Below are 25,494 nucleotides of genomic sequence, written 5' to 3' on the forward strand. Positions count from 1 at the left end.
CGACCATGAAATTTAATTCTTAACCCTTTTTGAAATATTTTTTTATTTTTTTGGCACAATTTGAATTTTTTTTGTTTTCTTATTAAGTTTTTGACACAATTTGCCGATATATAGGCCCAATGCCCATTTTATGCGCTTGTGACGATTTTGATCATATTGATCACTCGCATTAAAATTGAATGTTTATTACAAACCTCTTCATATCCATTCTGGGAAATTGTTTCTCTTTTTGAATCATTTTTAAGATAATAACTTATTTTGTCATTCATTTCTTCTATAGAATTAAAAGTTTCTAAGTGAGTACCTATCTCAAAATATTCTTCAAGCTCTGGCTGATAATTTGTCAAAACAAATCCCCGGCAGGCCATGATATCCCATATTCTCTGTGGAATACCCGTTTGTATGGATCTCATAGTGATGTTTAGGTTGATCTTACTCTGTCTAAATACAAAAGGCATCTCTGTCAAAGTCTTTACTCCTCCATGGCAGATAATAGATTTATCAAGATCCTTTGTATTACTTCTGGTAAATAAGTGGATTCCATTTATATCTTTATTTTCTGCCAGGCAGTTGAGCATTCTGATTCTTTCCATATATGCCATATGATATGAAAGATAATTGTTGCTCACTATAAAGTTATCTAGGTTGCAGACATATTCTGTGCTTCCCATTAAACTATCGGTAGCCTTTATTTCTTTTACCGACTCCTTATCAAGATTATCCTCTATCCATTCCATGCCAAAAGGGGCCTTTTGGATCTGTTCATTCATAAGGCTCATTAGCTTATCTTTGCTTTTTTCGGATATCTTAAGCTCTGTGAATGGATCTTTTTCACTATAAAGTGATCCGATAAAAGAAACATCATATAGATATCTGCTCTCATCTCCAAGAAGTTTACTAACTCTTTCAGTAGGAGATCCCAGAGGCAGATAAAAGATATTTTCAGGATTGTAGTCCTTTACTGACAAATACTGACCGTAATCAAAAAGAAAAGTCTTATTGGTCTTATTCTTAATACTGTTATGATATATCTCAAAAACAGGGCAATCCACAGTCTCTGACATATAGATAATGCCAAGTCTGTCACATACTATAGAAAGAAAAGGAAAATAATTAATAGAAAAAATAAATAGCGGAGAATATTCTGCAATAAGATCACCTAACCTATCGATCTTAGCAGAAATATCAAGATTCGCATTCATTCCGTCATCATCTTCAACAACATTTACTCCCACCTGTTTAAAGGCATCAATAAAATCAGGCTCACAAACACTGTTATACCTGTAAAAAATTATATTCATAGAAGGACTCCCTACTTAAGATATGCTTCTAAAATTCTGCCGACATTTTCCAGAACGCCATTCTTTTTGGCACTTATCAGAAGGCTCTCAACCGCTTTGTCAAAAAGATTTCTCTCAAGTAATATCTGCCTGTTCTTGGCAATGATATAGCATCTTGAGTCATAGTACTTGCCTATATCTGAGGACATCCCTTCACTTATAAGGTCAACCTGCATAAGTGACTTAGGAACAACGCGGATCTTATATTTAGAAGCAAATCTAACAAGAAACTCCCAGTCTTCAAGAGCTGTTATGTTCTCATCAAGTCCTCCAACATCCATAAAGGCATCCTTGTCCACAAAGAACGTTGGAGATCCAATAAAGTTCCTAACAGCAAGCTCCTCAAGATAATCTTCTCTTTCATCAATGCCTACTTCCACAGCTTCATCTTCGGCAGTTAATGCTGTATACCAATGGGAATAGAGCTGAGCATCCGGGTGCTTTTCTATATAAAGGCACATTTCTTTGAGCTTATCTTTATTCCAAACATCATCGCTATCCTGAAACGCAACCCACTTCTCGCTTACAACTTCTCTCATAGCTCTGTTTCTTGCCTTGGCAGAGCCGCCATTTTTGTCCTGCCTATAATATAGCAGGTTCTCATACTTTTTCTGCAGCTCTTCTATGAGCTCTTTGGTATTATCCGTTGAACAGTCATCCATTATGATGATCTGGCTAATTTCAAAAAGATCCCCTTTTCCTTCCTGAAAATAAACGCTCTCTATAGATTTTTGTATCTTATCTGCTCGATTGTAAGTTGGAATGATAACACTGATTTTCATGAAGAAGCCCCCTTTCTATAATTCTACCAAAAAAGAGAGCCCTTGGGCTCTCTTTTTAATTTTTATTATCCAAAAACTGAGGTGGAATATTCTGGAAATTATTCATCGTCTTGTAATAATTAAACGCCGCAGCAGATTTCTGTTTGCCTAGATTCATCTTCTGCCTGGCCTGACTGAAGTAGTCTTCTGCAAGCTTTTTGTTTCTATGCTCAGCTGCTTCAATAGATGCGCTCTTAGCGGTAATCTCCTGAATTAGTCCTTGCATACGTTTGATCTGGTCTTTATAGAGTTCCTTATTATCTCCAACTTCTTTTTTGACCTTATCAAATAAAGTCTGGAATCCATCATCCAACTTAAGAAGTTGATCAATAAGCTCACCCTTTACATCCAAGATCTTATCAAAAGCTTCTTCATCGACATTATCAGGGTTCTTGAGGAGTTCTTTTTGCTTCTCATTCTCTTCCTGAATCTTGTCCATGACTCCAATCTTCTTGATCAGACTCTCTTCCAACATATCAAGACTTGCTGACACCATTAGGTAATCTCCTTAATTATGTATTAAGCATCCTTTACATATACATGATTAGCTTTCATAACTTCTACCCAGTTATCTCTGATAGCATGCATATGTTTGTTGACTTCGGCAACTATTTCTCTGTCTTTTCCCATATTTGCTTCGATAAGTCTTCTAGCAATATAAGAATACATGTTTTCAAAGTCCTGTGCAACCGGATACTTCATATCAAGAGTATTTCTAAGGTAATCAATGATCTTCTCTGTCTTGATTATATTTATATGTGCTTTCTCGACATCATTTTTTTCCAATGCATAGTCTGCAACATTTAAGAACTTGATTGCTCCATCGTAGAGCATAAGTGTAAGTTCTGGGCCAGAAGCTCCCATTACCTTATTATTTTTATACTGTGCATATGCATTCTGTTGAGCTGATAATATTGCCATTGGCGCTCCCTCGCAATCTTTTTTGAATTTTTAATATTTCATTAGCTACCTGATCCAAAGAAATTGGACAAGGATCCGCTTGAACTATTGATCTTTGATAACGCTGTTTCCATCCTGGAGAACTTGGAATACAGCTTATCCTGAGCTGCTTCCAGTGCGCTCTGCGCATCAGAAATCTTAGTATTATATGCACTATATTGTGAAGCCATGAGTTTGTCTTCATAAATAGTAAATGAGCTACTATATTCTGTGCCCTTCATCAGATCTGAAAGTCTGCTGTAAAGATTCTTGGATAATTCAGAGAAGAAGTTCTGTACTGCAGTAGGATCTGAGGCAATGAATCCCTTTAAAAGATCAGCGTTGCCACTTGTTGATGCGTCATCAGGATCTCCATCGATATGAAGAAGGTCTCTCTCATTTTCTTCTGTTGTGAAATAGCTTCCTGTTCCAATGCCAAAGTATCCGAGAGAAAGGCTCTTTACTGTTCCATCCTTCATTGTGATATCAAAAGAGCTGTTCATAACCTCTCTAAGCGCCTGCTTAACAGTTCCAATTGTCTCATCTTTGCTAAGAAGTCCATCTTTGATCTTCTTTTCCCACTCTTCAACTTCTGTATCAGACATTTCTTTCTTCTGATCATCAGTAAGCATCTTGTACTTAGTAGCTTTATCTGCATTATAAAGAGTAGCAAATTCCTTCATGAGATCATTGTACTCTTTGAGCATATTCTTGATATTATCGTAGATACCGCTAGTATCCTGCTTGGTTGTAAGAGTGATACCCTTAGCTTCTTCATTAGCAGTAATAGTAAGGCCATTTATTTCAAATGTATTACTATCTGATGTATACTTCTCACCGTTTAATACGATCTCAGCACTTGAACCAGCTATATAATTGGAGTTATCAGCCTTTTTAGTAAGTCCAAGTCGAGTCATTGCTGTAGTTGATTCGTCATCAAGCAAGAGATCAAAGGATTTAGACTCACCAGCTTCCTTAGATGAAACGAAAAATCTTCCGTTCTTATCATCGTAGTTGAAGTTAAGGCCTGTTCCTGTCTCTGAAGATGTAGCATTCTTAAGTTTACCAAGGATACTTTCTACTGTATCTCCGGCTTCAACAGTAACTGATAAAACATCGGAAGCGCTACCTCCGATACTGAACTTGATCTTATCACCTGCTGATAATCCTAATTCTTCTGCTGTTGTCTCTTTAGTTGCCTTTGAAGTTCCAACTTTAACTTCCTGACCAGTCAAATAAGCAGATTTAGCAAGCTTATTGATATCAAGAGTCTGTGTAGCATCCATCGCTGCTTCACCAGTAACTATGGTTGCTGCTTTATCATTTGATGATGTAGTTGTCTTCTTGGTATAAGCAGTTGAGAATCTCATATTGCTAAGTGCACCATTATAAAATTTGGTCACTTTCTTATTGAGTTCTTTCCACTTATCCTGTTTCCAGGTAAGTTTTTTCTGATCGCCCTTGGCTGTTTCTAATCTATCTTTCTTGGTCTGTGTGAGCGCTGTTATGATACTTTCTGTATCCAGCCCTGAATTCATTCCTGTTATTCTGATAGGCATAGGCTTTCTCCTTTCTCAATCCGTGAGTGTACTAATTTGACATCCATGTCAAACAACATATGTTACATACCGGAAATGTTAGCGTTTCTCGTCTACCATGATTCCAGCTATTTCCCAAACCTTGGCAATCATATCAAGAGTCTCATCTGGTGGAAATTCCTTGATGACTTTCTTGGTCTCTTTATCAACCATCTTGATCGTTACTCTGTTGGTCTTCTCATGAATACCAAATACTGCCTCAGCGCTTGACTTAGCATTCTGAGTCATTTCAGAGATTGCCTTCTTGACCTTTGCATTATCAGCCTGGATCTGCTCTTCAGTAGCCTCAATAAACTCCTGCTCGCTAGCATAGTTCTGAGGGCCACTCTGAGTATTAGTATTGTTTGAGCTATCAGCAGCTTCTACCTTGAATTCAACATTCTGCATGCTGCCGTCAGCTTCACGATTAACTACTTCAGAATTAGCCTGACTCTGCTCCTGTACCTGTGTTTTTACCTGTGGCTGCGCCTGCTGTATAAGTGGCGAAAAGCCGTTAATTGCTTCCATTCCCATAATCCTATACCTCCATGGTTTCGAGAACATCCTTGTTATTGACCATTTATAATCTTGTAAGTTCAAATGAGATTGTTATAGCATTTCTTATCCTCTATATCGGATACAAGAATTAAAACATTAGTCTTTTGAGGGAAAAAAATCCTAAAATTAATAAAAATTTTAGGATTTCAAAATATCCTGCAGAAGTTTTGTGTATGCGAAATTTTCAAACACCTTTTTCTGACCATTAAGAGCAATTTCTTTGCGCTCATCTTCATGTTGGAGGTAATAAGCTGTCTTTTGTATCATATCCTCAGGCGTATAAGCCATTACAAGATCAACTCCGTCTTCAAAATATTCCGCGATCTCAGCCTGATAATTTGTAATAAGGAATCCCCCTGCTGCCAGAATATCTATTACACGAAGTGATACTCCTGAAAGAATAGATCTAAGGGTTATGTTCAGATTTACCTTACTTCTATGGAAAACTCTTGGCATCTTTTCGTTGTAGCTGGCAAGCCCTAAGTCGCACACGCCTTCAATAGGCTTTGTACCTGGAGAAGTATAAAGAACTGTATTAAATCTTTTACCCATTTCAGTCAGGATATTTCTTCTTTCATTTACAGTGACTTTTTTCCTAAGGATATCCAGCATAACGCCGTCGTAATCTATCTCATATTTGCCGGTCTGTTCGAACTGTATGTACTTTCTTAGCTCTTTTACCTTCTCATATGGGTATATCTCTTCCTCGGTAAAAAAGTCCGCCCCAAATACACGTTCCTGGGCTTTGATAACCGCATCTGTATAGCCTTTAAGTACTGGTGGCAAGAAATTAACCTGATCATAGAAGTTATATTCATTGTCATAAAGATTTCCAAGAAAACTTACGTCATGCTCATATGCAATTTCGCCGCCAGTTTCCTTGTCAAGCTTCTGACACAGCTCGCCAAGTCTCTTTTCATTAACTCCAAGTGGTGAGTAATTTATGGTCTTAACACCCTTATTAACCATATTTTGGTAAAGTACTTTATCAAAGACAAATATTCTGTTTACAGGATTATTGGTCACATGTGAGTCCAGCGTATAATGAGGGCAATCAAATACCCAGCTCACATAAGGAATGCCATATTTCTGGCAGGCTTCCGAAATATTGGGGAAGAAATCAAAGCTATAGAGAAGGTCATAATATCTTTTGCCATCGACCTCTGTTTTGGTCACCAGTTCTTTTATCTTTCCTTCTATTTCAGGTGTCAGATCAAAGCCATTCATATTGAGCTTAAAAACATCAACCTGATGTCCTAGCCTTTTCATGGCATCTCTGCAATCCTCACCATTAAATTCATCCCAGTCGTAATAAAGTATGCGCATATTTATCCTCTAGCCAAAAATAGGCCGCTGCCCCTATGGACAGCAGCCTTAATCTCAAATGATATGAACTGATCAAAGAAGCTTCTTGAGTTCTTCGATTCCGGAAACATCAGTAGCTTCCTTATTCTCGTTCTGAATCTGGATATATACTTCTTTTCTATAGATCGGAACATCCTTTGGCGCAGAAATACCGAGCTTGATCTGATCACCCCTGATGTCCAAAACTGTTACTTCTATATTGTTATTAATAACGATAGACTCGTTCTTTTTTCTTGATAATGCTAACATATGGTTCTCCCTCCGCGGCTAATGTTTTTGCTGGTTACTCAGATCATCCCTTTGCTTCTTTATTCTTCTGAAGGATGTCATAAATAGGGAACTTCACCGGATATTCATCATTATCAATAATTGTCTGGGAAGCCTTCATATCTTTGGTGTTGATGATAAATGGTCCCTTAAGATTAACTGTCATGAGCTTTAAGTCATGAGGAACTGTAACTGTTACAAGAACAAGCATCTCTTCCTCACTAAGATTTCCAATATACTCAACTTCAGCTTTATCAACAACAGGTTTATAATCTGGGCAAACTACTAATGGATCCATTACTGGCATAGCAAAATTAGGCTCATCAATAGACTGAAGCCACTTAATTGTGTTAGAACCCTGGTCCTCATCATGCATAAGTGTAAATCTTGTCATATCAGGGAATCCAATTATTCCATTTGGAAAAGTAATGATCTTACTCTCCTCAATTTCTACTTCGCCAAATACTCTAGTTGTAAGTTTCATGCTGTAACCTCCATTGTCTTTGAGACATCGCTACATTTTCATTATAAACGTTATTTCGTAACTATGCCACATTTTATTTTATCTGATGATATGTCATCAAATATAATTCATTAAGCTTGACTGGCTGATCTTACCAGTTGCCATAAGGCTTGCTTCATAAGTGGTCTGAGCTGATGTGAGCTGAGTTATAGTCTCAGCAAGGTCAATATCCTCATTTTCAGACTGAAGAGTCTTGAATGTTGTAGTCTGACTCATAAGTCTTGTGTTTATAAGGTCAAGTCTCTTTGATTTTGTACCATTTTCGGTAACTGCAAGGTTTGCAGTATCAAGAGCCTTCTGCATAGATGTAATCTTGTGCTCAAACTCTTTCTGAATCTGCTCTCTCTGGAAATCATATGATTTCTGGGCTGCTTCAATCTCGATTGAGAGCTTATTTTTCTCTGTATCCGATTTAGCTGCGTCCAACTTATCATTAAGGATCTTAAGTGTACTCTTCATCTGAGTAAGCTGGTTGAGCTTATCCTTCAGATCATCAACATCTCTTTTGACACTTGTTGTGAATACCGCATCAGCTGTGGTATTAACAACTACTGACTGTGCGAATCCCACATCGTAAGCGATGTCATGAGCTGCTGAACCTCTGTTATATAGTACTGTACCATTTTCATCGGTGAATTGGCAATTAAATAAATTCTCAGGCTTGATGTCACCTGTATTCCATTCCTTCTTGTCATAGATAACGTCGATAGTATTGGCGTTTATAAGGTCTGGAAGAGTTGAAAGCTTGTTTGTAAGCTCTTTATTCAAAAGAACCTCACCCGTAGCTGCGTTAAATACTGCAATAGCGCCCTCTTCTCTGGCAACAAGATCATTATAGAACTCATCGATATCATCATCTGATGTTGTTGAATAGATTATCTTATCTTTTGTGATATTTAATGTAGTCTCTTTGTATGAAGAATGGATACTGCCGTTTCCTGTTACATTTACTACGTTCTGAGTAGATGTTCCATCAACATTATCAGTTATATTATGGTCTCTGATGGTATATGTTCCATCACTGTTAACTACGCAGGTTGCTGCATTGCCGTTGTACTCCATCTCCATTGAGTAGGTCTGTCCAATAGCCTGAAGGAGAGGAAGTCCAAAATGGATCTGCTCGCCGTCATCGTTAGTATATGTGATAGTTGCCTTCTGAACAGAATCAAGGTTTGTCTGACCTGAAGCAATATTGCTGCTCTGCTTTGCAGGATCATAGATTCCATTAGAGTCGATTCCAAATGTATATGTCTGAGTATCGCTGTTAGCAGTGATATCATAAGTTCCATCGTAATGAGAAACTACTGTATAAGTAATTCCTTCGTTGGTAACTGTATAGCTTTCTCTTGATCCGCCAGGCTCGATTGCAGGAAGCATAGCGTAAAAGCTCTCACCTTCATTATTAGTAAAGTTGAGCTTAATGACATCCATCTTTTCCTCAACTGTACTTGTAGCTGGCTGCATCAGTTGCTCTCTCCACTTAAGGGATGGAGTATTGAAGCTGTCTGTAGTGTAGCTTAATATATCATAAGAAAGTCTGAGTCTTCCGACTGTCTGCTCCACGATGTCGCTCTCATATACAGCATCAGAAGAAGAATCAAGGATCTTTTCAGAATCAAGTTTGCTAAGGCCTGTTACTCTGCTGGATGTACTGATATCAGCAGCTTTGAATTCATCGTTGATATCCTTGTAATCTGCTGTTGTTGTCTTATCAAATGTAAGGGATGTATCTGTTCTGTAACCTGTAAATACGTATCTTCCGGCGTAGTCTACATTACCTGTAGAATAATACTCTTTTGAAAGAGCCTCCATCTGAGTAATGATCGTTCCAAGGTCGTCGATAGTGAGGTCTTTATTGGCACCCTTAGTAGCCTGCTTAACACAGTCAGTAAGAACAGACGTAACTGTAGAAAGAGCGTCGGCTGTTACATCAAGCCAGCTCTCTGCATCCTTAGCATTCTTTTCATAATACTGGGAAATCTGAGTGACGTTGCTTCTAAGACGAAGTGCTCTTATGGCTATAACAGGATCATCGGAAGGACGTGTGATCTTTTTGCCTGTAGACATCATAGTGTTGAGCTGGTCCTCGCTGATCTTGTTATTGTTAATATTATAAAGGGAATTGTTCTGCATTATTTTGTTAGTGATACGCATAGTACAACCTCCAGATAAACTTCCATGTCAAAAAATGCGCATCCATGCAGTCATTTTTGTCATCTACAATACATATCGGCAGATTATACTCCTGTCTGAAGTATCAATCTGTCATAAATTTCAGTCAGAGTCTGGATCATCTTGGATGAAAGTGTGTATGCGTTCTGATACTTAACAAGGTTTGAAGCTTCTTCATCTTCATCTACACCTGCATCTGACAGGCGCTGATTCTTGATAGTTACTTCAAGAGCTTCATAGGTCTTTTCCAATGTTCCAGCATTACTTGAATTAAGGGCCACGTCTGCAAGAACCTTTGTAAGGTATTCTCCAGAAGTTGCTCCTCTGAATATCTTTTTGGTCTCAAACATCTCTTTTAATCTTGAAAGGTTACCATACTCTGATTCACCTTCTGTTACGTCAGCCTTTGTAGCAAATCTCTCTGCATTCTCGACTATTACGCTGTTAACCTCGAAGTTGCCGCCTCTAAGCTTGTAGTATCCCTTATTCTGAGAAAGAGAAGTGAGCTGCTCGTAGCTATACTGCGCTACAGAGTTGGTATCCATTGCTCCTGTCAAAAGAGCTACACCTTCCAGTGAGTCTGATGTATAACCTGTTACCATGATCTCATTTACTGCAGATGAGAACTGTCTTACCCACTCGTTCATCTGCTCGAGATAATAAGGAATTCCCTGATAATCGTTTCCGTAGCCAATAGTAACTGCTCTGTTAGTATCAGGAGTACTTGTAAGTGTTGCGTTATCTATAGTAAATGTAAAAGTCTTATCTCCGTCATAAGACCAGGAATCATACTTATAAGTCTTGTCACCAATGTGGATAGTACCATCCTCAGGAAGAGTGCACTTATTCATATCCTTAAGATATGCAGCGTCAACTTCAACCTGCACCGTAACTGGTCTTGCAAGGGGATCAATTATCGTGCTCTTTCCATTAAAGTACTGATTGTTATTACCATCACGCATAGCAAGAAGTCCCTGAAGCTCGCCGCCGATGAGCTTTGACTCAATAGAGAAATCTGCAAGCTCTTTGATGTCATCGCCATCCTTGTAGCTGGCTGTTCCCCACTTGATATCATAAAGGCCTGATACATCGTTCTGGTTAACAGATCCATCTTCATCTCTTGCTACACAGATCATCTTTCTGTATTCGTAGGTATCAACAAGCTCGTATCCACCTGCAACCCAGATCTGAAATCTTGTTGCGCCTGTTACTCTGTCTGGATTATTCTCGTCTACTACAGGAGTTTCCTTGGTTTCAACTGAAACCATCTTAGAAAGCTCATCGACGAGTACATCTCTTTTATCTCTAAGTTCATTGGCTGTTGTGCCAGTCATTTCAATAATGTTGATCTGCTTGTTGATCGAAGCAACTTCCTGAGAGATTGAGCTGATTCTGTCAGCACAGAGCTTGATCTCTGAGTTGATGTCACTCTGAAGTCCCTGAAGCTGGTTATAAACGTTGTTAAAGTATTCAGTAATACTTCTTACTGATGATACGTATGTAGTCTTGGCTTCCGTTGTACCTGCTGCGGTCTTGACTGACTGAAGTGCAGCTTGCATCTTCGTGAAAAGAGATGAGAAGCCGGTTGTTCCGTCATCATCAAGATACTGTTCAACAAGCTTTGTATAGTAGTTCTTCTGTTCTACATTTCCAAGGAGCTGCTCATTATTTCTGTACTTGACATCATAAAAGCTATCGCGGACTCTCTCGATTGCGATAGTCTCAACGCCTGCACCGGCGCATCCATATTTTGCAAATACTCTTAGGGCATCTGCAGCTTCCTGATTGACCTTCTGCCTGCTGTAGCCCTTAGTCTCTACGTTGGATATGTTGTTTGCTGTCGTGTTAAGGGCTGCATTAGCAGCGCGAAGACCTGATGCAGCGATGTTAAGTCCAAAAAATTGTGATACCATAGCATTCTCCTTACATTAACTACCAAGTGTAGTAACCAAATGTTCCAGCATCTCACTTACTACGTTTATGTATCTACTTGATGCGTTGTATGCATTCTGGAACTGGATCATATACTCAAGCTCTTCATCACTTGATACGCCAACGATCTGTTCTCTGCCGTAATCAACTGCTGTAACTGTCTGTTCCTGGGCAGCTGCGATGCTGTTATATACATCTCCTGAGTTAGCTACCTGTGAAACTAATGCGTTGTAATATGAAATAAAGTTATTCCTACTTGCAACGTTAGGATTTAATGTGTACTGCTCCTTGTTGAATGCTTCCTTAAGAGCTGTCATTGTTGCAGTATCTTCACTTCCGTCTACATTTCTGAAGGTGAAGGTTGTTGGATCTTTTAACAAAATAGGATTGACCTGGGAATTCATGATGGTAAATCCAGTATCGATAGTTCCTGCAGGGTGCTCCTCATCAATATCATAAGTGAGCTTGTCACTGTCATTGGCCACAACAAAGAGCACGTAATCTGACTTAAGTCCTATTGTGTTATCAAGAGTTGCCGGATTACTCTCAGCGTCCTCCATTACCTTGTTGATAGCTGTCATGATGTTGTGGATCATCTGGTCAAACTCAGCTTCAACGTTCATGATGACTGACTGAGCGATGTTTGTGTTGTAGTAATCTTCACTCTCAGTAATATCGTGATATGTTGCATTGTGATCACCTCTTGCTAAAAGAACTGATTTAAGCTTTCCAATATCGGTATCTGTAGTTGAGGATACTGTCTGCTCTAAGTTGAAAACATGTCCGCCATCGATCGATGCAATGTACTCTATGCCATATTCGTCGTATTCTCTTCTTGCCGCGTATTCCCAATATGGTGTAGCATAGCCAACTGAACTTACTAAGGTCCTGTCAATTCCGATATGATTTACATGATCGGTAGTTACAAATGAAGATCCTTCAAAAAGAACTGTTACATTTCCCAGGGTATCTTCGTAGTAATCTATTTTTCCAAGTTCCCCAAGTTTATCAAGGATCTTGTTTCTCTCATCTCTAAGGTCGTTTGCTTTTTCTTCTCTGCCAGACTCGATATTTACGATATCCTCGTTGAGCTGTCTGATCCTGTCACCATAGTCATTTATATTATCTACAATGCCCTCGATTGTTGCATCAAGGTTATCCTGATATGAAACAAGGCCATCATATACGCTCTTTGCTCTTGTAAGAAACTCATTTGCCCTTGTAACAAGTGCACTCTGTGCTACTGCTGAACAAGGCTCCTTAGCAAGCTCCTGAACTGCTGTCCAGAGGTTATTGATAGAAGTTGCAAATTCTGATCCGTTCATCTCCTGAAGCTGATCTTCTACTTCTTCAAGACATTTCCTGGAAACATCATAAAATGCATATCTGCCTGATTCTTTTCTAAAAGAGATATCAAGAAATTCGCTTCTGACCTGCTTACAATTATTATATTGAACGCCTGTACCAATCTGTTTCCAGGCAATACATTCATTCTTCTTTTCAAGAGTCTGATATGCTCTTGTGCCCTGAGAGACCTGCTGTCTTGTATAGCCTTGGGTATCTATATTGGCCATGTTATGTGCAGTTGTATTTAATGCGTTCTGTGATGTCTGTAATCCTGACTGACCCACATATAGATTTGCCATTAGAGACATATCTGTTTCCTCCTGTTATTGATATTTGTCTTTTTTGCGGCCTATTTTAGGGCGCAAAAAAGACACTACTGAAATATTCAGTACTCCCTTGGGCTATCCAATGCGCTGTACCACCCCTTCATTATGAGTGGTACTTACTGCTTTGCATCGAACCCGCCCGAAGTGTAACCTAAACATTCGCCTGTAGTGTCTAAAGCTCTGGAATAATTCGCCGTCTGTGGAGCGCTTTTTGACGCTTGGATGATGTTCATTTCGAATTGTACCATTTCCAAAGAACTTAAAAGTAGCTCCTGGTTCTGGCCGTTTACACGTCTAACATTGTCTGCTACAGATACTAATCTGTCTCGCTGCAATGCCAGATTTTTCTGATCTTCTGGTCTCTTCTCGAGAACAGTTATCAGGTCGGTCAGTTTCAATGAATCAACATCCTTGTTGAGTACATTGGCAATATCCTTCATAGCTGTCATTCTTTTTTTCTCGAGGGACTGGATATTACCTATTATGCACTGCTCCTCATCCGTGATTTCCGCAAGTTTCAGAAGATCACCTGAAACGATAATTGTGGTCTTCTTACTAGATAACCCCAGCAATTTCTCGTACATTCCGCATTCCTGATCAAGCACGTCGACCAGGTTTTCCATTAGACTTGCCACTGGAATCATCCTCCTGATTATTATTATTTATTCAATTAAGAAAGCTCACTTGCTTCTTCGTATTTAGCCAGTAATTTGTCGGCAAAAGCCTCTCCACTTACGTTATAAGTACCGTTTTTGATAGCAGCCTTGAGCGAAGCCACAACGTCTTCTCTAACGTCTGGCGTAGCGCTAACAGCCTGTTTAGCAACCTGGATATCTTTTCCGATTGAAGAAAATGATACAGTATCTCTAATATCATTAGTCTTCTTGGCCGCCTGGGTCTTATTAACTTTGTTGTTAGAGTAAATCTGCTGAACCTGACTGTATGCTTCTATTCGCATATCTCATCCTCCTTCCCTGGAGTATTTTTTTACTTCTACAACATTTATCGGTAGAAGTCGCCATTACTTTAGCTTTTTAAAAAAAATATTTTCATGGCGTAAACACCCAAGGTTTACTCACTCTTTCCGCTTTTCAATACTATTATCGTCCAATTCGAAAAAAACTTTAGATTAATTTTATAATTAATTACAAATTTTGTAAAAAAATTTCGCGTACTACCTCGCTAAGTATTCTACACAGCAAGCTTCACTAAGTTCGAAAAGGACCTCACTAAGTGAACTTGCATGGTTCGCACTAGACTCGACAAAACCTCGTCAAGTGCTCTACACAAAAAGAAAAACAGGTGCATTGGCAAGATGCACCTGTTCAGGTAGGAGATTTCTTATGACTATTGTATGTCACGTGTAAATAACGCCTTGGCATTGACGTTTTTACTTGTTAGCTTCTGCTAACAAAATGTATATTAGCATATGCTAACAAGAAATGCAAGTGTTTATCGAAAGTTTTTTTACTTTTTTCTTTTTTTATCCAAGTTCTTTTGTTTTTAAGCCTTTCGGCTAAACTTTTTTGTCCTCATTTCAAACTAATTCTAGCTCTCCTTAGCCTATTATCTTCTTTTCCAACCAATTAGGCTAAAAAATAATCGCTGCTTTCAAAGTCAAAATTCAAAAACTAGCAAAAAAATTAGCCGAAACGATCATTTCTATGATCATTCGGCTAATCTCACTATTCCAACGCCATAATATTCTTATTTTTTCTTTAGCCTAAAATCTTGTATTATTTCATATCAGGCTAAATATCGCTAAATCCAGCCATTTTATAGCTGACCAATATATGCTTGATCACAAAGGTATGTAATCCAAGCAAATATACCAATGTAACTAGTGATACAAACTCCGCAAGTCTCCAGAACCATGGTTCTCTGAAATAGATCTTAAACAAGCCACTGTAACCAGCAGGAATCTCAACTGCAAGTTTCTTATCTTCAGCCATGTAACATGCTATCTTTGTTCCCTTGGCTTTAACTGCATAGTGCCTGTAACCCCAAAGAGGTGCTTCTGCTATCACCACCTCTCCTGTAGGATTATCAGCCTGCACATAAAGCGTTGTGCCATTCTTTTTAGTAACAACAGCTGTAGCTTCTGTCCCTTCAGGAAGAACCATGTCCTGATACATGGAAGTAAGGCCTGTGTTGATATCCTTAATACTAAACTCCACGTAGAATGGATCTCTTAGATAATTGCTGTCAAAGGATGTTATTGGGTTACCTTCCTTTATAACATCTCCCAAAAGTTCCTCACTCTGCACAACACACAACAGTACAAGTGAAGCCATTGCAATATAGCCCTTTATACTCTTATCTTCATATCTTAAGAGCTCGCCCATTGTAACAGCAAACCAGAAAACAACCATTCCACAAGACACATCAAGGAAGTGCCATGGGAACTGCATATTTCCAAGAAGCTTGTACATAAGTGGCATCTTGTCATTAAGGAAGAAATAAAAAGTTGAATTAAGGCTAAGGGCTACAAACAAAATGCTCAGCACAAATATTCTAAGATAAGCTCCTGTCTTTTCCTTAAATCTTCCTGTAAGCACAAATCCTGCGGCAAGCGCAAGCACTGCGATTGAAACTACTCCAAGACCTACAAATCCACCAGTATCAAGAAAAGCTGCCTTTTGCAGATTAAAGAGATGAACAAGCTCCTGACCTCTATTCCACAAAATGTCATTTACAGTATTTCCTCTCATATTCTGGAATAACATGTAATCCGCAAGAGGTACTATAAAGTGAAGATTTAATAGAACTATAGCAAGTAATGCCTTAAGTAGTGGCAACAGTATCTCTTTTTGCAAAGTCTTCTCGATCATAAGGATGCAGAAAAGAGGAATAACCAGTGCCAGAATAAATGTTGAAAGCACATGGCATGAAAGAGTAAGTGTTACTCCAAAAGCCAGAGTAATATACGCTTTCTTTGACTTCTTTGAATATATTTCCCAAAGTCCAAGGATTACCAGTGGAAGAAACGTAAATGCTCCAAACTCACCAACTGTCGCTCCTGAATAGATACTGTGAAGTCTAAATCCGATCAGTGTGAACAAAACTGACGAAAAGAGACCAACTCTCTCATTACCAGATATCTTTTTAAATGCAAAATATGAAATAAACACAGACAGCACATTTGTAAGGAAAATGTAGAACTTATATGCCATCTGAAGTGTAAATCCAAGGATAATAAGTATTGCTGAAGGGTAAATTAGCAGATCTCCATAGCCTACACCAGCAGCATAGCCATAACCGTTGTCCCATCCAGGAAGAATGTGCACCGGAAACTGACCGCTTCTAAGCCCCTCCGCCGTAAATGCTATTCTTCTCAAATGATAGTAAATGTCATCGCCAAAATATAACTTCCTATAAAAGAGAGGATAGCTTGAGAAAAACAGAGTAAATAACATCACTCCTATAGTCAATTCTTTTCCCTTAAGGAAACTAACTGTTTCTTTTCTCTTTAGCAGGAAAAGAAATACCAAAACATCAATCAAAGCAAAAAATAAAAACAGTTTGGTTGTCTCATTGGCTATGGTCTTGCCCTTCATGTATGTGATATTCACGCCATTTACAAGAACATATATATTGTCACCTGAAGCATCTGTTTCAGGTCCCATGCGGACTTCAAACTCTGTCCCATATCTAACCCAAGAAAGAGCTGAAACACTGGTGAACTTACCTGGCATTGCAGTATGGTCGCTGCAAACTAGATCTGCAGTCTTGTCTTCAGAAGTATCTCCCACTGCATCAAGCACCATATAGCAGGTATGCCAGTTATCATCTGCATTAGAGCTATAATCTACAGTCACGGAATAAATGCCTTTTTTGAGGAACGTAGGTTTCGTGACAACGTAAGCCCCTTCCACATTACTGTGATCAGCATAGAATCCGCTCTCATATTCGATAGTATTAGTTTCAAGATTTTTACGCGCAAGGAGCAGATCATCTGATGAATAGCTTATGCTCTCTTCTCTATTGAATCTAAGAGCATTTACTATCAAAAGAACTACTTCTACAGCTACCAGAACTAATATAAGGAGTTTTTTATTTTCCCAAAACTTCTTCATTCGAAAATATCCTCGCCAAATCTTACTTTGAGCTGCGCCTTGATAGCTTCAACGCACTTATCAAAACCAAGTTTACTGCTATCGATGCACAGGTCATAGTTCATGGCATCAGTCCAGAGATTTCCTGTGTGATGCATATAGTATTCAGCGCGGTATTTATCCTCTCTTGCGCAGAACTTCTCAAGTTCTTTTCCCCTAAGAGGCTGCACCTTGGCAGCTTCCTGCATAAGGAAGTCATGAGGTGCGTGAACAAATACACTAAGAACGTTGTCATAATCCTTAAGAACAAAATTTGCAGCACGACCTATGATAACGCAGCTTGTGGTGTCAGCAAGCTTTTTGATGACCTTTGCCTGATAGTTAAAAAGATTATCAGTAGAAGTAAAGTCCTTGCTGTCAGGTCCAATAAGCTCTCCGTTATAGATATTTACAGGTGCCTTGAAAAAGCCATTATTTCTAAGCTTCTCATCAGCCTCCAAGAATAAAGACTCATTTATTCCGCTTTCTTCGGAAGCGAGCTTAATGAGTTCCTTGTTGTAATAGTGAATCCCAAGCTCATTTGCAAGCTTTTCGCCTACAGTTCTGCCGCCACTTCCATACTGTCTTGCGATTGTAATGACAATGTTTCTTTTCATACCATTTCCCCCGCTATTATTCGCCAAGATATGCTTTCTTTATTGTTTCATCATCCAAAAGCTCGCTGGCAATACCCTCTTTTACGATCTTGCCTGTCTCAAGAACATAAGCCCTGTTAGCTATTGAGAGCGCCTTCTTGGCATTCTGCTCAACCAAAAGAACTGTAACTCCATCCTTGTTGATCTTCTCGATAATATCAAATATCTCATTTACAAAGATTGGTGAAAGACCCATGGATGGCTCATCGAGAAGGATGATCTCAGGATGAGACATAAGGGCTCTACCCATAGCAAGCATCTGCTGCTCACCACCGCTAAGTGTCCCAGCTAGCTGGCTCTTTCTCTCTTCAAGTCTTGGAAAGCGCTGATAGATAGTCTTAAGTGTCTCGTCCATCTCTGCCTTATCTTTTCTGGTATATGCGCCCATCTTGAGGTTCTGTAAAACGGTCATTTCAGCAAATACACGCCTTCCCTCTGGAACCTGCGCCATTCCAAGATTTACGATCTTGTGACCTGGAACTGTTGTGATATTCTGATCTTTGTAGATGATCTCTCCTTTATCAGCCTGAATGAGGCCTGATAAAGTATGAAGTGTTGTTGTCTTACCTGCTCCGTTAGCACCTATGAGGGCTACGATCTCTCCTTTGTCCACATGAAAAGAGACACCTTTAAGAGCCTGGATAACACCATAATATACGCTTAAATCTTTTACACTTAAAAATTCGCTCATAATATATTCTCCAAGTAATTTAGTCCTCTCAGCCCAAGTATGCTTTGATTACCTCAGGATTAGCAAGTACCTCTTTAGTCTCGCCCTGGCAGAGAACTCTTCCAAAGTTAAGTACTGTAAGCTTCTCACAGATTCCGGATACAAGCTTCATATCATGCTCGATTAAAAGAATCGTCATTCCAAACTCTTTACGAACTAATGAAATGGTATCCATCAGCTCTTTTGTCTCATTTGGATTCATGCCTGCTGCCGGCTCATCTAGTAAAAGAAGCTTAGGATCTGTAGCCATAGCTCTAGCTATCTCAAGTTTTCTCTGTTTACCATAAGGAAGATTAGAAGCCAGTGTGTCTTTTTCACCATCAAGGTCAAAGACCTTAAGAAGCTTCATAGCCTCTTCGTTCATTTCCTTCTCAACTTTTCTATATTTACCAACATGAAGGATTCCCTCAATAGCACTGTATTTAAAGCGCTCAGAAAGTCCAACCTTAACATTATCAATAACAGACATCTGCTTGAACAATCTGATATTCTGGAAAGTTCTTGCGATACCTGCCTGATTGATCTGAACAGTATTCTTTCTGGTGATATCCTCGCCATCAAGTTTGATGATACCTTCGTTTGGCTTGTATACACCTGTAAGAAGGTTAAATACAGTTGTTTTACCAGCTCCATTTGGTCCGATGAGTCCGTAGAGCTCACCTTTTTCGATCTGAAGGTTAAAGTCATCAACAGCTCTAAGACCGCCAAAGGATATACTAAGCTTATTTACATCTAAAAGTGTCATGCCTTTGCCCCCTTTCTAACTGTGAAGTGGCCAAAGGTCTTCTTTCTCCAGTCGATTACCTTAGGTGACCAGTTAACGATCATCATTACTATAAGAATAATTGAATAGATCAGCATTCGATATGTGTTGAGTCCTCTAAGAAGCTCAGGTAGTACATACAAAATGCAGGCAGCAATGACGCTTCCTCTGATGTTTCCGATTCCGCCAAGTACCACATACACAAGTATCATAATGGATGCGTTAAATCCAAAGTACTGAGATGAAGCTGTAAGTGATGTGATATTGTGTGAATAAAGAACTCCTGCTGCTCCAGCAATGGCTGCAGAAATAACAAATGCAAGCATCTTGTACTTGGTAATATTGATTCCTGTTGCCTCAGCTGCGATTGCATTGTCTCTGATAGCCATGATTGCACGGCCATCTCTTGAATTAATAAGGTTTTGAACCACGAAAAGAGCTAAGAGAAGCACCACAATACTGATAGTAAAATTAGCATCGTGTGGAGTTCCTGTAATACCCATAGCTCCGTTAACAATAACTTCTCCATCAGGCTCCATACCAAGCTCCATAGCATTCTTTAATGAGAAATGAAGTCCATGCTTATCGATTCCAATATAGAATGCGTTGATTACAGTTTTGATGATCTCTCCAAAGGCCAGTGTGACGATGGCAAGATAATCGCCCTTAAGTCTAAGTACTGGAATTCCAATAAGAAATCCGAATAAGGCTGCAAAAGCTATTCCCACAACAAATGCCAGGATAAATCTTGGGGCAGTTGGAAGAACGTTCTGGGTAACCTTTGAAAAGAATGCGCTGGTAAAAGCTCCTACGCACATAAATCCGCAGTGTCCAATACTAAGCTCTCCTAAAATACCTACACAGAGGTTAAGAGCGACAGCTATTACTGCGTAATATGTCATTGGGACCAAAAGCCCTCTCATATGACTTGAAAGATGTCCGGTAGCTGCAAGTACCTGGAAGATTATAAATGCTAAGATCACGATTCCATAGGTGATCAAGTTATCTCTTTTTTTCATTTTTAGCCTCCATTTTCAATGTAGTTCTGCGCTCATACCTTTTCCTGAATCTTCTTACCAAGTATTCCGGTAGGTTTAACTAATAACACGATTACAAGAATACCGAACACAATGGCATCTGAAAGCTGTGATGAAATGTAGGTTTTACTAAGGATCTCTACTATTCCAAGTACAAGTCCTCCGATCATAGCTCCTGGAATTGATCCGATTCCGCCAAGGACCGCTGCTACGAAAGCCTTGATACCAGGCATTGCTCCTGTATATGGAGAAAGAGATGGATATGCTGAGCAAAGAAGTGCACCAGCAATAGCTGCAAGAGCTGAACCGATAGCAAATGTCAGCATGATGGTCTTATTAACATCTATACCCATAAGAGTTGCTGCTCCCTTATCCTCGGCAACTGCAAGCATTGCCTGACCTTGCTTGGTCTTTTTGATAAAGAGCTGTAAAACAACAAGTACCAATACGCTAATGAGGATTGTGACTATTGTTACACCCTGAATTCGAAGCTGACCATCAGCAAAAGACAAGCCTTCCCAGCTGATAACTGATGTAAAAGACTTAATGTCTGCGCCAAATATAAGAAGGGCCACGTTCTCAAGGAAGTAGCTGACACCTATAGCTGTAATAAGTACAGCCAAAGGAGATGCTGCTCCACGAAGTGGTCTATAAGCCACAAATTCTGTTGTAATTCCAAGGATTGTACAGAGGACGACTGCCACTAAAATTCCTAAAAGTGGATTACCTCCGAGAGATGCTGTCACTGAAAAGATTATATAACAGCCTACCATGATAAAATCACCGTGGGCGAAATTGAGCATCTTAGCTATACCGTAAACCATCGTATAGCCTAAAGCGATGATGGCATATATGCTTCCTAAGCTAAGCCCACTAATAAGATATGTTAAAAAACTCATATCTACCTCCAACTCTTGATACTTTTTATCCTTTTTTCACATAAATATATGATAGCACAACAACTAGAAAATTAATTACAAATATAACAAACGAGGGCACTAATTTTTCAGCGCCCTCGCTAAAGAATAGTCGATTAAATTATTTTTTTAAAGAGACGATCACTGAGCTGATACGTAAGCTCCGTCTTTGATAACTACAGCCTTAGGTTCCTTATTTGGCTCACCACTTGCATCCCAAGTCATCTTGGCAGATGTAAGACCAGAAGCCTCGATCTCAACCATAGCAGCCTTAAGCTTGTCACCGATCTCAGAAACGCTCATATCAGGAGTTACGCCTGCCTTTTCGATAGCTTCCTTGATGATGTAAACAGCATCATAAGCATCTGCTGCAAACTGATTAGGAACTTCACCGTATTTTTCCTTGTACTTAGTTACAAAATTAACTGTAAGATCATCTGTGCCATCAGCTGCAAAAGGTGTAAGAAGCATTACGCCCTCAGCAAGTGATGTATCAAAGTTATCAACTGTAAGAAGTCCATCAAGACCATCTACGCCAAAGAAGATTGGTGAATATCCCATTGTGTTAGCCTGTGTAAGGATAAGTGATGCATCCTTGTAGTAGATAGGAAGGAATACAAGATCTGCTCCTGCGTCCTTAGCCTTCTGAAGCTGAACTGAGAAATCAGTGTTGTTATCCTGAGTAAATGCCTCAGCTGAAACAATCTCAAAGTTCTTGCCATCAGCCTCTTCTACAAACTTCTGATAGATTCCGTTTGAATAAACGTCTGAGCTGTCATAGATGATGCCGACCTTTTTAGCAAGGTTATTGTCAGAAATGTACTGGGCAGAAGCAATACCCTGGTTAGGATCTGAGAAGCATACACGGAAAGCATTGTCATACTTTACGCAATCAACTGCTGATCCTGATGGTGTAAGCTGGAACATATTGTCAGCCTTTGTATACTCTGAAACTGCGATTGAGCATGCACTTGTAGTGGATCCAACAAGAACCTGCATTCCCCAATCCTTAAGTGTATTATATGCATTTACAGATTTCTCAGCGTTGAGCTCATCATCTTCTTTGCTGTACTCAACCATATATCCGTTGATTCCACCTGCTGCATTGATCTCCTCAACTGCAAGCTCTGCTGCGTTACAAACTGCATTACCATATGCTGCAGCTCCACCTGTAAGTGGTCCAATAGCACCAATCTTGAATGTGGCCTCTCCACTAGCTGAACCTTCTGCTGGAGCAGAACCTTCAGTAGCATCAGCACAACCAACGATCATAGATGCAGCCATTGCTGTAGCCACCATGGCGCTCAATACCTTTTTAAATCTCTTCATAATGATATCCTCCTAATCAAGTGCTCCAAGTTGTATATTTGTATACAATTTCTTGTTACTTTTAAAGATTAAAGCATTGTAGTGTAAAAGTCAATTGCAAAATTGCTTTTTTCTTTTATGATTGTTACAATTAAAAAAAGGGGGATGAATCCTATGCTTCAATTATGTAATTTGGGGATAGCTTTCGCTTTCGTCTTCTATTTCGTTTTTGGAATAGCGGTCCGGCTTATGGCACTTACCGAAGCCAAGCGAAACTCTGCTCGACTGGCAATAGTAATTTCTTCCGTTTCAATCGTAATGATCTCCAGTTTTTTGGCTGGAATCCTTAATCTCAGGGTTGGTATCTATCTTACTGGTATACTAAGTCTTATCCTTTCTGCGGTCGCTTTTTTCGTACTGACATCCATTGTTATTGAACTTTACAATATACATATCCGCATCAAAATGAGAAGATTCATGGTTCTTTTCGATATTGTGGACAAGCTCATAAATGAAGGTAAGACTAATGAAGAGATCTTGAATTATCTGACAGAGATTCAAAAGCTTACCAAAAAAGAAGCTTCCGATTTTCTTGATTTTATAACTGATCCGGATAATCATCAGTTCCTGGCAGAAGTAAATGAAAAGATACAGGAAGCCAAATTACTTGGTCATCTTCCTAATAATATTTGATAAAAGCCCAAACAAAGACGGCGCCTACATTAAATGTAGACACCGTCTTTTTATATTTCCATCCTACCTGAAATATCATCATGCAAAAAGATCTACTGAATTACCTTCCATTCCGTATGATAATCCAACGGAATCACTTCCATATCCTACTGTCATGCCCTGAAACTTCTCTGCCACCTCGTTGTACATCTTGTTTACCTTCTGAGCATTTGGATAAATTACTGGAGGAACATTCTCAATTTCTCCCTTTAATCCTGTCTCCTTAAAGGCATCTGAAACATCCGAGTTATTCTTTATAGAATAATTAAGAGGCTGAACGAAGCTCATTCCATATGTAGTTCCAATTCCACCTACAGACAATCCCATATACACATATCCTCTCATAAATGCACACTACTCATCATGGATATATTATTCTTTTTGGTCCAAATATGCAATTACACCCTTTGAAATTTTATGTAAATAAAAAGTAGTAATTTATGAAATTTTATTAAAAACTATGTTATTATTATGAAGTAGGGTAAAACAGAAGAGAAAGGAGCACTGTTATGAGTAACAACCAGCTGCGATATTCTCCGTTCAAACCTAATCTGAAGACAGCCGAAGTATTTGCTTGGGGCGATCCGGAGTATAATCTATTTGATCAGCTAAACGACAAGTACGCGCAAAGTCATCCAGAGTATTCTGCATTATCATCTTATGAAAAAATGGTCATCCGTGAGCAGATTCATCATGAAGCCATTGGCCTGACTCCATTAAATCTTATTTCTGACTTCATAGAAGATCCACAGTTCGATGAATTCCGTTTCCTTTAACTTGCTATGGTTATTTTGTATCCCTATTCACATATTTGTTGTGGAACTTGGAATATACGATCTTTTGACTGCTATACAAACTTGAATAGCCTGAGAAAGTGTAGCTTAGAGCTACTGCCAAAAGATAATAGGGCATTCCTTTAAAGCCAAATAGCTCAAAGCATATGAAAAGAGATGAGATAGGGCAATTGGTGACGCCGCAGAACAAGGCACCCATGCCTATTGCCGCACAAAGAGCTGGATCAAATCCCAATAGCTGTGAATACAAACAGCCAAAGGTAGCACCGATATAAAGGGCCGGTACGATCTCACCGCCCTTATATCCTGCACCTAACGTAAGGGCTGTAAATATTATCTTTAAAAGGAACGCTATATAAGGCGCCTCTCCTTTAACAGCCATTTCTATCACATTTATTCCCGCACCATTATAAAGTCTTGTTCCAGAAGCAAATGTCAGGGCTGAAACTATGCATCCACCTACAAATATCCTAAGATATGGATTTGAGAAAAGCTTTTTGTAGGTTCGACCTGATAATTTCAGTACATTGCAAAAAAGCACGCTCACTACCGCACACAGTATAGCAAGTATACCTGTAAATACCGCATTATATAGAGAAAACTCAGGTACTACGTTTACAGCAAAAGTCTCTTCCACTAGACCAAGATATTTAGATACACCAGAAGCAATCAGTGCTGATATAACGCAAGGCACCAGAGCGGAATAGTACATTATTCCGACATTTTCAATTTCCATAGCCATAAAGGCCGCTGTCATAGGGGTTCCAAAAAGAGCTGAGAATGCAGCGCTCATGCCGCACATGGTAATGATCTTAACATTGCCTTCCTTGAGTCTGAATAATTTGCCAAGGTTATAGCCAATGCTACCGCCCATCTGAAGAGCAGCGCTTTCTCGACCGGTAGATCCACCGAAAAGATGCGTAAGTATTGTAGAAATAAAAATCAGGGGAGCCTTGGTGATAGGAAGGTTCTCCCCTGCTTGAATTGATTTGATGACAAGGTTAGTCCCCTTGTCTTCATAGTCCTTGCATAATCTGTATAAGAAAACAATCAATAGGCCGGCAAATGGCAAGCCTAGTATGATGTAGTCATGCTCTGTTCTAAAATCTGTAGCCCATATTATCCCGTGATAGAACATTGCGCCTATTACACCAACTACTACGCCGGTAATGGATCCCAAAAGCACCCATCTGAGTAATACCCTTAGCTGTCCTAAAAGGTTAGCTTCCTGAATCTGTTCCATAATCTGCTTTACAGTACTCGACTCAGAATTGTTTTCTTTCATTTTTCTTTTTA

General features: G+C 39.2%; 25 protein-coding genes. 2 read left to right on the forward strand and 23 right to left on the reverse strand.

The window, feature by feature from the left end; all coding sequences use genetic code 11:
* Nucleotides 1-128: 128 nt before the first annotated feature.
* The 21 genes from BUA02_RS03455 to BUA02_RS03555 all read right to left on the reverse strand — a co-directional run bounded on the left by BUA02_RS03455 (nucleotide 129) and on the right by BUA02_RS03555 (nucleotide 22,693).
* Nucleotides 129-1,301 (reverse strand): glycosyltransferase family protein, encoded by a 1,173-nt coding sequence (locus BUA02_RS03455; RefSeq protein WP_072700966.1) that lies wholly within the window; start codon nucleotides 1,299-1,301, stop codon nucleotides 129-131.
* A gap of 11 nt (nucleotides 1,302-1,312) precedes the next feature.
* The gene (locus tag BUA02_RS03460) at nucleotides 1,313-2,122 is read right to left on the reverse strand and encodes a glycosyltransferase family 2 protein (protein ID WP_072700968.1); all 810 of its coding nucleotides are present in this window, start codon (nucleotides 2,120-2,122) and stop codon (nucleotides 1,313-1,315) included.
* A gap of 55 nt (nucleotides 2,123-2,177) precedes the next feature.
* Nucleotides 2,178-2,657 carry a hypothetical protein gene (locus BUA02_RS03465; protein ID WP_072700970.1) on the reverse strand — a complete coding sequence of 160 codons (480 nt, stop codon included), beginning with the start codon at nucleotides 2,655-2,657 and terminating at the stop codon, nucleotides 2,178-2,180.
* Between the two features lie 23 nt (nucleotides 2,658-2,680).
* Nucleotides 2,681-3,082: a flagellar export chaperone FliS gene (gene fliS, locus BUA02_RS03470; protein WP_071176970.1), complete on the reverse strand. Its 402-nt coding sequence runs from the start codon at nucleotides 3,080-3,082 to the stop codon at nucleotides 2,681-2,683.
* A gap of 41 nt (nucleotides 3,083-3,123) precedes the next feature.
* Nucleotides 3,124-4,659, reverse strand: coding sequence for a flagellar filament capping protein FliD (fliD, locus tag BUA02_RS03475; protein WP_072700972.1), 1,536 nt, complete (start codon nucleotides 4,657-4,659; stop codon nucleotides 3,124-3,126).
* A gap of 78 nt (nucleotides 4,660-4,737) precedes the next feature.
* Nucleotides 4,738-5,211 (reverse strand): flagellar protein FlaG, encoded by a 474-nt coding sequence (locus BUA02_RS03480; RefSeq protein ID WP_071176972.1) that lies wholly within the window; start codon nucleotides 5,209-5,211, stop codon nucleotides 4,738-4,740.
* Nucleotides 5,212-5,373: 162 nt separating this feature from the next.
* A complete protein-coding gene (locus BUA02_RS03485; protein WP_072700974.1) occupies nucleotides 5,374-6,561 on the reverse strand; it encodes a glycosyltransferase family protein in 1,188 nt (395 codons plus the stop codon).
* A 72-nt stretch (nucleotides 6,562-6,633) separates the two neighbouring features.
* Nucleotides 6,634-6,849 carry a carbon storage regulator CsrA gene (gene csrA / locus BUA02_RS03490; RefSeq protein ID WP_071176974.1) on the reverse strand — a complete coding sequence of 72 codons (216 nt, stop codon included), beginning with the start codon at nucleotides 6,847-6,849 and terminating at the stop codon, nucleotides 6,634-6,636.
* A 43-nt stretch (nucleotides 6,850-6,892) separates the two neighbouring features.
* On the reverse strand, nucleotides 6,893-7,351 hold the full coding sequence (gene fliW / locus BUA02_RS03495) for a flagellar assembly protein FliW (protein WP_071176975.1): 459 nt from the start codon (nucleotides 7,349-7,351) through the stop codon (nucleotides 6,893-6,895).
* Nucleotides 7,352-7,447: 96 nt separating this feature from the next.
* Entirely contained in the window at nucleotides 7,448-9,544 is a 2,097-nt protein-coding gene (locus BUA02_RS03500) for a flagellin N-terminal helical domain-containing protein (protein ID WP_072700976.1), read from the reverse strand.
* Between the two features lie 83 nt (nucleotides 9,545-9,627).
* Nucleotides 9,628-11,475, reverse strand: coding sequence for a flagellar hook-associated protein FlgK (locus BUA02_RS03505; protein ID WP_072700978.1), 1,848 nt, complete (start codon nucleotides 11,473-11,475; stop codon nucleotides 9,628-9,630).
* A gap of 15 nt (nucleotides 11,476-11,490) precedes the next feature.
* Entirely contained in the window at nucleotides 11,491-13,149 is a 1,659-nt protein-coding gene (gene flgK / locus BUA02_RS03510; protein ID WP_072700980.1) for a flagellar hook-associated protein FlgK, read from the reverse strand.
* A gap of 134 nt (nucleotides 13,150-13,283) precedes the next feature.
* On the reverse strand, nucleotides 13,284-13,802 hold the full coding sequence (locus BUA02_RS03515; RefSeq protein WP_236845921.1) for a flagellar protein FlgN: 519 nt from the start codon (nucleotides 13,800-13,802) through the stop codon (nucleotides 13,284-13,286).
* A 35-nt stretch (nucleotides 13,803-13,837) separates the two neighbouring features.
* On the reverse strand, nucleotides 13,838-14,125 hold the full coding sequence (gene flgM, locus BUA02_RS03520; protein WP_071176979.1) for a flagellar biosynthesis anti-sigma factor FlgM: 288 nt from the start codon (nucleotides 14,123-14,125) through the stop codon (nucleotides 13,838-13,840).
* 793 nt (nucleotides 14,126-14,918) lie between these two features.
* Nucleotides 14,919-17,243 (reverse strand): hypothetical protein, encoded by a 2,325-nt coding sequence (locus BUA02_RS03525; protein WP_072700982.1) that lies wholly within the window; start codon nucleotides 17,241-17,243, stop codon nucleotides 14,919-14,921.
* Nucleotides 17,240-17,878 carry a cytidylate kinase-like family protein gene (locus tag BUA02_RS03530; protein WP_072700984.1) on the reverse strand — a complete coding sequence of 213 codons (639 nt, stop codon included), beginning with the start codon at nucleotides 17,876-17,878 and terminating at the stop codon, nucleotides 17,240-17,242. The genes BUA02_RS03525 and BUA02_RS03530 overlap by 4 nt, the downstream gene beginning before the upstream one ends.
* A gap of 16 nt (nucleotides 17,879-17,894) precedes the next feature.
* Nucleotides 17,895-18,608, reverse strand: a complete 714-nt coding sequence (locus tag BUA02_RS03535) for an ABC transporter ATP-binding protein (protein ID WP_071176982.1) — start codon at nucleotides 18,606-18,608, stop codon at nucleotides 17,895-17,897.
* A gap of 28 nt (nucleotides 18,609-18,636) precedes the next feature.
* The gene (locus BUA02_RS03540) at nucleotides 18,637-19,392 is read right to left on the reverse strand and encodes an ABC transporter ATP-binding protein (RefSeq protein WP_071176983.1); all 756 of its coding nucleotides are present in this window, start codon (nucleotides 19,390-19,392) and stop codon (nucleotides 18,637-18,639) included.
* On the reverse strand, nucleotides 19,389-20,429 hold the full coding sequence (locus BUA02_RS03545; RefSeq protein WP_071176984.1) for a branched-chain amino acid ABC transporter permease: 1,041 nt from the start codon (nucleotides 20,427-20,429) through the stop codon (nucleotides 19,389-19,391). The genes BUA02_RS03540 and BUA02_RS03545 overlap by 4 nt, the downstream gene beginning before the upstream one ends.
* 32 nt (nucleotides 20,430-20,461) lie before the next feature.
* Nucleotides 20,462-21,346: a branched-chain amino acid ABC transporter permease gene (locus tag BUA02_RS03550; RefSeq protein ID WP_072700986.1), complete on the reverse strand. Its 885-nt coding sequence runs from the start codon at nucleotides 21,344-21,346 to the stop codon at nucleotides 20,462-20,464.
* A 159-nt stretch (nucleotides 21,347-21,505) separates the two neighbouring features.
* Complete coding sequence (locus tag BUA02_RS03555) at nucleotides 21,506-22,693, reverse strand: ABC transporter substrate-binding protein (RefSeq protein WP_072700988.1); 1,188 nt, start codon at nucleotides 22,691-22,693, stop codon at nucleotides 21,506-21,508.
* A gap of 228 nt (nucleotides 22,694-22,921) precedes the next feature.
* Between BUA02_RS03555 and BUA02_RS03560 the strand changes: the two genes are divergently transcribed.
* Nucleotides 22,922-23,365 carry a hypothetical protein gene (locus BUA02_RS03560; RefSeq protein WP_072700990.1) on the forward strand — a complete coding sequence of 148 codons (444 nt, stop codon included), beginning with the start codon at nucleotides 22,922-22,924 and terminating at the stop codon, nucleotides 23,363-23,365.
* A gap of 78 nt (nucleotides 23,366-23,443) precedes the next feature.
* On the opposite strand, the gene BUA02_RS03565 is transcribed toward BUA02_RS03560, so the two are convergent.
* Complete coding sequence (locus BUA02_RS03565) at nucleotides 23,444-23,731, reverse strand: hypothetical protein (RefSeq protein WP_072700992.1); 288 nt, start codon at nucleotides 23,729-23,731, stop codon at nucleotides 23,444-23,446.
* 182 nt (nucleotides 23,732-23,913) lie between these two features.
* On the opposite strand from BUA02_RS03565, the gene BUA02_RS03570 reads away from it, so the two are divergent.
* Complete coding sequence (locus BUA02_RS03570; protein ID WP_072700994.1) at nucleotides 23,914-24,180, forward strand: hypothetical protein; 267 nt, start codon at nucleotides 23,914-23,916, stop codon at nucleotides 24,178-24,180.
* A gap of 10 nt (nucleotides 24,181-24,190) precedes the next feature.
* On the opposite strand, the gene BUA02_RS03575 is transcribed toward BUA02_RS03570, so the two are convergent.
* Complete coding sequence (locus BUA02_RS03575) at nucleotides 24,191-25,483, reverse strand: chloride channel protein (protein ID WP_072700996.1); 1,293 nt, start codon at nucleotides 25,481-25,483, stop codon at nucleotides 24,191-24,193.
* Nucleotides 25,484-25,494 lie beyond the last annotated feature (11 nt).

The organism is Butyrivibrio hungatei DSM 14810, from assembly GCF_900143205.1.
Classification (GTDB): domain Bacteria; phylum Bacillota; class Clostridia; order Lachnospirales; family Lachnospiraceae; genus Butyrivibrio; species Butyrivibrio hungatei.